The organism is Kitasatospora sp. NPDC059327, assembly GCF_042752535.1.
Lineage (GTDB): Bacteria > Actinomycetota > Actinomycetes > Streptomycetales > Streptomycetaceae > Kitasatospora.
Window position 1 is genome coordinate 217,665 of the sequence record NZ_JBHYYB010000006.1, and the last position, 9,124, is coordinate 226,788.

Consider the following 9,124-nt stretch of genomic DNA (forward strand, 5'->3'; position numbering starts at 1 on the left):
GCTCCCCGGTTCAGTACGCGAGCGCGCGGTCGACGGCGTCGAGCACGCGGTCCAGGTCCGGCAGGAAGGCTTCCTCGACCCGGGACGGCGGGTACGGCGCGTGGTAGCCGCCGACCCGCAGGATCGGCGCCTCCAGGTGGTAGAAGCACCGCTCGGTCAGCCGGGCGGCCAGCTCGGCGCCCATGCCCAGGAAGACCGGCGCCTCGTGCACCACGATGCCGCGGCCGGTCCGCTTGACCGACTCCTCCAGGGTGGCGAAGTCCACCGGGGAGAGTGAGCGCAGGTCGACGACCTCCAGGTGGCGGCCGTCCTCCTCGGCGGCCGCGGCGGCCTCCTGGCAGACCTTGACCATCGGCCCGTACGCGATCAGCGTCGCGTCCGTGCCGGGGCGCACGATCCGGGCGTCGTACAGGCCCAGGTCGGCGGCGTCGCCGACCTCGCCCTTGTCCCAGTAGCGGCGCTTGGGCTCCAGGAAGATCACCGGGTCGTCCGACTCGATGGCCTGGCGCAGCATCCAGTGCGCGTCGTGCGCGTTGGACGGCGAGACCACCCGCAGGCCGGCGGTGTGCGCGAAGTACGCCTCGTGCGACTCGCTGTGGTGCTCGACCGCGCCGATGCCGCCCGCGTACGGGATGCGGATGGTGACCGGCATCTTCACGTGCCCGAGCGCGCGGGCGTGCATCTTGGCCAGCTGGGAGACGATCTGGTCGAAGGCCGGGTAGACGAAGCCGTCGAACTGGATCTCCACCACGGGGCGGTAGCCGCGCAGCGCGAGGCCGATCGCGGTGCCGACGATGCCGGACTCGGCGAGCGGGGAGTCGATCACCCGGCTGTCCCCGAAGTCCTTCTGCAGACCGTCGGTGATCCGGAAGACGCCACCGAGCTTGCCGATGTCCTCGCCCATGAGGAGCGTCTTCGGATCGTTCTCCAGCGACTTGCGCAGCGCCTCGTTGAGCGCCTTCGCGATGCTGAGCTGACCGGCCATCAGAGGTTCTCCCCCGCCTCGAAGGAGGCCGCGTACTCGACGTACTCGGCCCGTTCCTGATCGACCAGCGTGTGCGGCTCGGCGTAGACGTGGTCGAAGATCAGGGTCGGGTCCGGGTCCGGCATGGTGCGCACGCCCTCGCGCACCCGCAGTCCGAGCTGCTCGCTCTCGGTCTCGATCGAGGCGAAGAACTCCTCGTCGGCCAGGCCCTCCCTGTCCAGGAGCGCCCGGAGCCGGGTGATCGGGTCCTTGGCCTTCCAGGCCTCGGTCTCCTCCGACGGCCGGTAGCGGGTCGGGTCGTCGGAGGTGGTGTGCGCGCCCATCCGGTAGGTGAAGGCCTCGATCAGCACCGGGCCGTTGCCGTTGCGGGCGTGGTCGAGCGCCCAGCGCGTCACGGCCAGGCAGGCCAGCACGTCGTTGCCGTCGACCCGGACGCCGGGGAAGCCGAAGCCGGAGGCGCGGCGGTACAGCGGGATCTTGGTCTGCGTGGTGGTGGGCTCGGAGATCGCCCACTGGTTGTTCTGGCAGAAGAAGACCACCGGGGCGTTGTAGACCGAGGCGAAGGTGAAGGCCTCGTTGACGTCGCCCTGGCTGGAGGCGCCGTCGCCGAAGTAGGCGATCACCGCGTCGTCCGCGCCGTCCTTGGTGATGCCCATCGCGTAACCGGTGGCGTGCAGGGTCTGCGCGCCGATCACGATGGTGTACAGGTGGAAGTTCTTCTCGTTCGGGTCCCAGCCGCCGTGGTTCACGCCGCGGAACATCCCGAGCAGGTTCAGCGGGTCGACGTCGCGGCACCAGGCCACGCCGTGCTCGCGGTAGGTGGGGAAGGCGTAGTCACCGGTGCGCATGGCCCGCCCGGAGCCGACCTGGGCGGCCTCCTGGCCGAGCAGCGAGGCCCACAGGCCCAGCTCGCCCTGGCGCTGCAGCGCGGTGGCCTCGGCGTCGAACCGGCGCACCAGCACCAGGTCGCGGTAGAGGGCGCGCAGCTCCTCCGGGGTGGTGGTGAGCGGGTAGTCCGGGTGCTCGACCCGCTCCCCTTCCGGGGTGAGCAGCTGTACGAGCTCCGGCTGGGCGTCCGTACCCGTGGCGCGGAGGGTGTCAGGGACGCCGGGGGCTGCCTTCTTGCGAGCCCTCGCCGTGCTTTTGACGGTCACGTTCACTCCTCGGTCTGTCCGGCCGCCCGGGGTCGCCGGTGACCGGTCCGGTCACCGCCTCGCGGGGCGCGCGTGGGTGTGCGCACCGGCTGCAAGGCAGGTGGTGTTCCTGTTCCGACGGCGTCCCTCACGAGAACGTTACCCAGCGGCAGCCCTTGGCGCGCTTGCGCTAGGACGTCCTACTTGTTCAGGGCCTACAACTGCGGGTGTGGCGCAGCTCTCAATTCGGTCGCCTTCAGGACACCTGCGCACGTTATCCGGGCGGAGCCCCGTTCGTAAGGGGGTTACCGGCATCGCTTTCCGGCGCTCTGTCCGGATCGCGATCCTGCGGCGGTGCGGGCAATAGGTCTTTCCTACGGTGATATGGGAGGCTTTGCGCGTGACTGATAACGGACATATCAGGGTATTCCTGCTGGACGATCACGAGGTGGTCCGACGGGGCGTCCACGATCTTCTCTCGGTCGAGGACGACATCGACGTGGTCGGCGAGGCCGGCACCGCCGCCGAGGCCATCACCCGGATCCCGGCCGTGCACCCCGACGTCGCGGTGCTCGACGTCCGGCTGCCGGACGGCAACGGCGTCGAGGTCTGCCGGGAGATCCGCTCCCGGCTGCCGGAGATCAAGTGCTTGATGCTGACCTCGTTCTCGGACGACGAGGCGCTGTTCGACTCGATCATGGCGGGTGCCTCCGGCTACGTCCTGAAGGCGATCCGCGGCACCGACCTGATCACCGCGGTGCGGGACGTCGCGGCCGGCAAGTCGCTGCTCGACCCGGTGGCCACCAGCCGGGTGCTGGCCCGGCTGCGCGACGGCGGCGAGAAGGAGGACGAACGGCTGGCCCAGCTCACCAAGCAGGAGCGGCGGATCCTCGATCTGATCGGCGAGGGGATGACCAACCGTCAGATCGGCAACGAGCTGCACCTGGCCGAGAAAACGGTCAAGAACTACGTCTCCAGTCTGCTCGCGAAGATGGGCATGGAGCGACGCACCCAGGCCGCCGCCTTCGTCGCCCGGCACCAGGCCGACCAGCAGCACTGACAAGCTCGCCGATCACACATCTGACGGTTTGTCAAGGGCCCCCGCCAGGGGGCCCTAACCTCAGCCTGTGACTTTCAGCCAGACCCTCGCCTGTGCCCCGGCCCGTCCCGACCTCACCGCGCCGCCCATAGGGACGCTCAGCCCGCCCGTTCCCCACCTCGTCCTCGCCGAGGTCCTGCGCCGCTACCGGGTGGGGCGGCTGCTCACCGCCGAACCGGTCGCCGAGGGCCTGCTGAACCGGGGCTACCGGGTCACCACCGAGGCCGGGACGTACTTCCTGAAGTGCTACGTCGACGCCGCCACCGCGCACCGCGGGTCGATCGCCGAACACCACCGCGCGATGGCCGCGCTGGACACCCTCGGACTGCCCGTCGCCCCTCCGCTGGCCTGTGCCGAACGGTCCGGCACGGTGGCCGCGTTCGGCGGCCGGCTGTTCGCGCTCTTCCCCTGGGTCGATGGCGGACACCGGCACGGCGGCGACCTCTCCCTGTCGCAGTGCGGCGCGCTCGGCGCGCTGCTCGGCCGGCTGCACGGCGCCCTCGACGACGTCTGCGCCCCCGTCGCACAGCCTGCCGGCTACCGCAGCGCCGACCCGCTGGACAGCGCCCGGCTCGCCCGCGACCTGCGGCTGAGCGCCCGCGAGCAGCGGCCGTACGGCGAGCTGGACGCGCTCGTCGAGCGACGCCTCACCGAACGGCTCGACCTGCTCACCGAGTACGCCCACCGGCGGCCGGTCCCCCAGGCCGCGCCGCCCACCGGCTGGACGCACGGCGACTTCCACGGACTCAACCTGCTGCACGGGGGCGGCCGGATCTCGGCCGTCCTGGACTGGGACAAGCTCGGCCCGCAGCCGCGCGCCGAGGAGGCCGTCCGCGCCGCCACCCTGCTCTTCAACGACCGGACCACGGGCACCCTCGACCTCGTCCGGGTCCGGCGCTACTCGCAGGCCTACCGGGCCACCGGGGCCGCCACCGCCGAGCACCTGGCCACGGCCGCCCACCGGGTCTGGTGGGAGCGGCTCAACGACTTCTGGATGCTCCAGTGGCGCTACCAGCGGGCCGACCACCGGGCCGACCCGCTCTACCCCGCCTCGGCGGGCCAGCTGGCGTGGTGGTGCCAGGAGTACGAACAGGTCCTGGACGCCTTCGCCAACTGACCCCGGCGGTCAGCCGCCGGCGCCGGCCGGCGTGGCCGGGCCGCTCGTCGGCTGCGTCGGCGGCTTGGTCGGCGGGGCCTGCGTCCCGGTCGCCCCGCCACCAGCGCCGCCGGTCGCCGACGGGGTGGCCCCGCCGGTCGACGTCGGGGTGCTCCCGCCGGTCGGCGTCCCGGTGGAACTCGGCGTGTTCGTCGGCGACTTGGACATGCTGGGGCTCGCCGGCGCGCTCGACGGGTGCTTGCTGGTGGGCATCGTGTTCGGTGCCGGGCTCTGATTGTTGTTGTTGCCGTTGTTGTTGGTGTCGGTCGGCTGCTGCGGCCGCCGGCTCTGCGTGGTCGGCTGCGTGGTCGGGCTGACCCCGCCGGTGGTGGGGGTACCGGGCTCGGGCGTGCTGACCGCCGGGACGGACGGGGGCGGCGTCACGTCGTGGTTCTCGCCGCCGCCGTCGTTGCCGCTGAGCGCGAGCGCGGTGCCGACACTGGCCGCGACGAGCACCGCCGCGATGCCGGCCACCCAGCGCCAGGGCCCGCGCCGCCGGCCGCCGCCGTCGTCGCCGTCACCACCGTCACCGCCGCCCGGACCGTCCTGGCCACCGTTGTACGGTCCACCGCCGTACGGTCCGCCGACCCCGGGGTAGGGCGCGGAGGGCGTGTGCGGACCGCCGGGCACCTGGTACGGCAGCACCGTCGTGGAATCGCTCGGACCGCCCAGACCGAACGACGCGGTGACGGCCGTCTCGCCGTCCGCGCCGACCATCGGGGTGGCCCCGCTGTGGCCCTGGCCGGCCGCCGCCAGCCCGGCCGCCGCGGCGCCGCCCGCCCAGGCCCCGCCGTGCATCTCGCGCAGCGCGTGCTGGAGGTGGGCGCGGAACTCGTCGGCGTCCTGGAAGCGGTCGTCCGGGTTCTTGGCGAGCGAGCGCAGCACCAGCTGGTCCAGCGCCGCCGGCACCCGCCCGTTGGCCTGGGACGGCGGCACCGGCATGTCCTGCACGTGCTGGTAGACCACCGAGAGCGGGGTGTCCCCGGTGAACGGGGGGCGCAGCGTGAGCAGCTCGTAGAGCATGCAGCCGGCCGCGTACAGGTCGGAGCGGTGGTCGACCGGCTTGCCGAGGGCCTGCTCCGGCGACAGGTACTGCGGGGTGCCCATGACCATGCCGGTCTGGGTCATGGTGCTGGCGGTGCCGGTCAGCGCGCGGGCGATGCCGAAGTCCATCACCTTGACCGCGCCGGTGGTCGTGATGATGACGTTGGCGGGCTTGATGTCCCGGTGCACGATGCCGTGCCGGTGGCTGTAGGCGAGCGCCTCCAGCACCCCGGCGATGATGATCAGCGCCTGGTCGACCGGCGGCGCCTCCTCGTCCACCAGCAGCTCGCGGACGGTCCGGCCCTCGACCAGCTCCATCACGATGTAGGGCGTCGACTCGTCGCCGACGTACTCCTCACCGGTGTCGTAGACCGCGACGATGGAGTGGTGGTTCAGCGCCGCGACGGCGTGTGCCTCACGGGTGAAGCGCAGCCGGGCGATGTCGTCCTGCGCGAGCTCGGGGCGGAGCAGCTTGACGGCGACGGTCCGGCCGAGCCGGACGTCCTGGGCGGCGAGCACCTCGGCCATGCCACCGCGGCCGAGCCGGTGGGTCAGCCGGTAGCGGCCGTCGCCGACCGTGCCGAGCGGGGCCGCGGTACCCCGGCCGGGGGTGTGCGGGCCGCCGCCGAAGGGCGGGAGCGCGGAGGTCGCGGCGCTGTCACTGCCGGGCGCGGGCACCCACCGGGCACCCTCGTCGTCGTCCGGATGCTGCGTCTGTGCCATCGCTCCTCGCCCCGGGCGTTCGCTCGGATCGCGGTGCCCTGTCGCTTCGTGTTCCCGAACGCTACCGCCTTCGGACTACCCCTGTAGCACGCCCGATCCGGGCGCACCGCGTCAGAGCAGGCCATTCCGCTCGGGCAGGTCGTCCAGGTGCAGGACGGTCGCGGGCCGCTCGGCGGACCGGGACGTCTTGGTACCGCTGTCCTTCTCCGCCTTGGTCACCACGATGGCGATGATGATGATCGCGAGGACGATCACGCCGATGATGATGCCGACGATCACCAGTGCGGTGGAGCAGCCGCCGCTGTTCGACGCGGGGGCCGGCTGGAACGGCGCCGGCATCGGCATCGGCTGCGGCGGCGGGGTGTGCGCCTGCGGCGGGAAGTGCTGCGGGGTCTGGAAGGCCGGCGGCGGCGTCTGGTACTGCTGCGGGAAGGGCTGCGGGGTCTGCGGGTGCTGCGGGTGCTGCGGCGGCGGGGTCTGGAAGGCCGGCGGCGGCGTCCGGTACTGCTGCTGGAACGGCTGCGGGGTCTGCGGCGCCTGCGGGACGGGCGGCGCGGCGTGCACCGAGCGCGGACCGTCGGTGATCACCAGCGGCGAGCTGGCGGCCAGCTGGTTGCCGTTGCCGCCGCCCTTCTCCGCCGCGATCAGCCGCTCCGCCTCGTCACGCATCGCCGCCGCGCTCGGGAAGCGGTGCGCCGGGTCCTTGCGCAGGGCCTGGGCGACGAAGGCGTCGACCGCCGGGCTGACCGCCCGGTTGACGGCGGACGGCGCCGAGGGCTCCTCCTGGACGTGCTTGTAGGCGATCGAGAACGCCGAGTCGCCGTCGAAGACCAGCCGGCCGGTCAGCATCTCGAAGAGCATCACGCCGACCGAGTAGAGGTCGGACCGGGCGTCCACCGGCTTGCCGAGCGCCTGCTCGGGCGAGAGGTACTGCGGGGTGCCGACCACCATGCCGGTCTGGGTCATCGAGGTGACCCCGGACTCCAGCGCGCGGGCGATGCCGAAGTCCATCACCTTGATGTTGCCCTTGCGGTCGAACATCACGTTGCCGGGCTTGATGTCACGGTGGACCAGACCCTGGTCGTGCGAGGCCTCCAGCGCGTTCAGCACGCCGACGGTGACCCGCAGGGCCTCCTCGGTGGGCATCGCGCCGTACTGCGCGACCGCGTCGTTGATCGCGTCGCGCAGGCCCTTGCCGTCGACCAGCTGCATCACGATGTACGGGGTGGTGGAGCCGTCGGCGGCGACGTCCTCGCCGCTGTCGTAGACCGTGACGATGTTGGCGTGCTCCAGCCGGGCCACGGCCTGCGCCTCCCGGCGGAACCGCTCCTTGAAGGACTCGTCCCGCCCGAGTTCGGCGTGCATGCTCTTCAACGCGACCGGCCGGTGGAGCACGTTGTCGTAGGCCAGGTGGACGGAGGCCATCCCGCCCTCGCCCAGCACCCGCTGCAGCACGTACCTGCCGTTGCCCAGGGAGTGGCCCTCGACCGCCGCGTTGCCGTGCTCGCTCATGGTCCTCTGCTCCCCCTCGGCGCGGTCGTGGCGCCGCAGCCGTGACGTTCGGTGTCGTCCGTGCGTGGTCGGGCCCGGTTTCGTGGCCCGCCCGACCCCTGTCGCGGCGCTCGCCCGGCCCGCGACAGGGGGACAGGGTATCGGCTCACGGCGACAGTGACCGGCCCAGGGCCGACTCTGTGTCCGACCCGCGACCCACGACCGGACGGTCGTGGGTCGGTCGTGCGTTCGGTACCGGATCGTGGCGGTACGTCCGATACCGGGCGGCCGCCGCGGCACCCCGCGGGGCCCGGCCGGTGGTGGGCCTACAGGTACGGCCCGGAGCGGATGCCGCGGCCCTCGCCGGGCTCGTCGTCCTCCTGCTCGGCGCCGTGCAGCCCGGGCGGCAGCGCCCGGCGCATCTGCTCCAACTGCGCCCGGGCCGCCATCTGCTGGGCGAACAGCGCGGTCTGGATGCCGTGGAACAGCCCCTCCAGCCACCCCACCAGCTGCGCCTGCGCGATCCGCAGCTCCGCCTCGGTCGGGATGGTGTCCTCGGTGAAGGGGAGCGAGAGCCGCTCCAGCTCCGCGACCAGCTCGGGGGCCAGACCGAGCTCCAGCTCCTTGATGGAGCTGGCGTGGATGTCCTTCAGGCGGACCCGGCTGGCCTCGTCGAGGGGGGCCGCCCTGACCTCCTCCAGCAACTGCTTGATCATGCTGCCGATCCGCATGACCTTGGCCGGCTGCTCCACCATCTCGGTCACCGGGAGCTCACGGGGCCCTTCACCGTCGTCCCGCGTCGAACCGGCGAACCCCTGGCCCACGGGCAGCCCGTCCGGTCCGACGATCAGCACCTTCTGGCCGTCCTGCGCCTGCCCGCCCATGGCCTGGTAGAGCTCCTGCGGCGAGCGCTCGTTCATCGGATTCGTCATGAACACCATTCTCCCTCACTGGGGTTGGTCGGGTGGAAGCCCCCGAGCACCCCACCACCACCGCGCGGTCGGCACCACATCGGCACCGCGCCGCCACCGCGCCGCCACCGCGCCGCCACCACGTCCGTCGCACCCGCTTCCGGGCACGACGCTACGCCCCGGCGCGGGGGCCCGGCATCCGTACGCGTACTCAGTGCGCGCCGGACCGCGCGGGCACCGGCTCAGCCCTTGCGCAGCCGCAGCCCGACCAGGCCCAGTCCGCAGCCGATCAGGCCGAGGCCGGCGCCCAGCGGGAGCTGCAGCGTGGAGGCGTCGCGCCAGCGGGCGGGCAGCGCCGCCGGGACGGCCCCGACCGCCTGCTGGGTGCTCCCGGCCGCCACCGTGGCGCCGTCCGGCACCGCGTCCTCGTCCGGCGCCGCGGGGTCCGCGGCGGGGTCGGCCTCCGGGGCGGCCTGCTCGGCCTCGACCGGCTGCTCCGGCCCCTGCGCCGGCCCGCGCCCGGGGGCCCGCCCGGCGCGCTCGGGGGCCGAGGCCGGCCGGTGCCGGTGGGCGGCCTCGGCC

General features: G+C 72.9%; 7 protein-coding genes and 1 pseudogene. 2 read left to right on the forward strand and 6 right to left on the reverse strand.

Going from position 1 to position 9,124, the window contains the following annotated elements:
* Positions 1–10: 10 nt before the first annotated feature.
* Positions 11–985, reverse strand: a complete 975-nt coding sequence (locus ACFXHB_RS06645; RefSeq protein WP_380572648.1) for an alpha-ketoacid dehydrogenase subunit beta — start codon at positions 983–985, stop codon at positions 11–13.
* A complete protein-coding gene (gene pdhA / locus ACFXHB_RS06650; protein WP_380572650.1) occupies positions 985–2,139 on the reverse strand; it encodes a pyruvate dehydrogenase (acetyl-transferring) E1 component subunit alpha in 1,155 nt (384 codons plus the stop codon). Before pdhA ends, ACFXHB_RS06645 begins: the two co-directional genes overlap by 1 nt.
* Positions 2,140–2,518: 379 nt before the next feature.
* On the opposite strand from pdhA, the gene ACFXHB_RS06655 reads away from it, so the two are divergent.
* Together ACFXHB_RS06655 and ACFXHB_RS06660 are read left to right on the forward strand one after the other, a co-directional pair.
* Positions 2,519–3,178 carry a response regulator gene (locus ACFXHB_RS06655; RefSeq protein WP_380572652.1) on the forward strand — a complete coding sequence of 220 codons (660 nt, stop codon included), beginning with the start codon at positions 2,519–2,521 and terminating at the stop codon, positions 3,176–3,178.
* A 67-nt stretch (positions 3,179–3,245) separates the two neighbouring features.
* Positions 3,246–4,334, forward strand: a complete 1,089-nt coding sequence (locus tag ACFXHB_RS06660; RefSeq protein ID WP_380572654.1) for a phosphotransferase — start codon at positions 3,246–3,248, stop codon at positions 4,332–4,334.
* A 9-nt stretch (positions 4,335–4,343) separates the two neighbouring features.
* Here the strand turns inward: ACFXHB_RS06660 and ACFXHB_RS06665 are convergent, their stop codons facing one another.
* The 4 genes and pseudogenes from ACFXHB_RS06665 to ACFXHB_RS06680 all read right to left on the reverse strand — a co-directional run.
* A complete protein-coding gene (locus ACFXHB_RS06665; protein ID WP_380572656.1) occupies positions 4,344–6,140 on the reverse strand; it encodes a protein kinase in 1,797 nt (598 codons plus the stop codon).
* A 111-nt stretch (positions 6,141–6,251) separates the two neighbouring features.
* The gene (locus tag ACFXHB_RS06670) at positions 6,252–7,652 is read right to left on the reverse strand and encodes a protein kinase (RefSeq protein ID WP_380572657.1); all 1,401 of its coding nucleotides are present in this window, start codon (positions 7,650–7,652) and stop codon (positions 6,252–6,254) included.
* A gap of 305 nt (positions 7,653–7,957) precedes the next feature.
* Positions 7,958–8,563, reverse strand: coding sequence for a bacterial proteasome activator family protein (locus ACFXHB_RS06675; protein ID WP_380572659.1), 606 nt, complete (start codon positions 8,561–8,563; stop codon positions 7,958–7,960).
* 221 nt (positions 8,564–8,784) lie between these two features.
* Positions 8,785–9,124: pseudogene (locus ACFXHB_RS06680) on the reverse strand (hypothetical protein); the annotation flags it as partial.

Bases quoted from the DNA above. Each gene is read 5' to 3' on its own strand.
- ACFXHB_RS06645 (WP_380572648.1), bottom strand. From the start codon at position 985: ATGGCCGGTCAGCTCAGCATCGCGAAGGCGCTCAACGAGGCGCTGCGC.
- ACFXHB_RS06665 (WP_380572656.1), bottom strand. From the start codon at position 6,140: ATGGCACAGACGCAGCATCCGGACGACGACGAGGGTGCCCGGTGGGTG.
- ACFXHB_RS06670 (WP_380572657.1), bottom strand. From the start codon at position 7,652: ATGAGCGAGCACGGCAACGCGGCGGTCGAGGGCCACTCCCTGGGCAAC.
- ACFXHB_RS06675 (WP_380572659.1), bottom strand. From the start codon at position 8,563: ATGACGAATCCGATGAACGAGCGCTCGCCGCAGGAGCTCTACCAGGCC.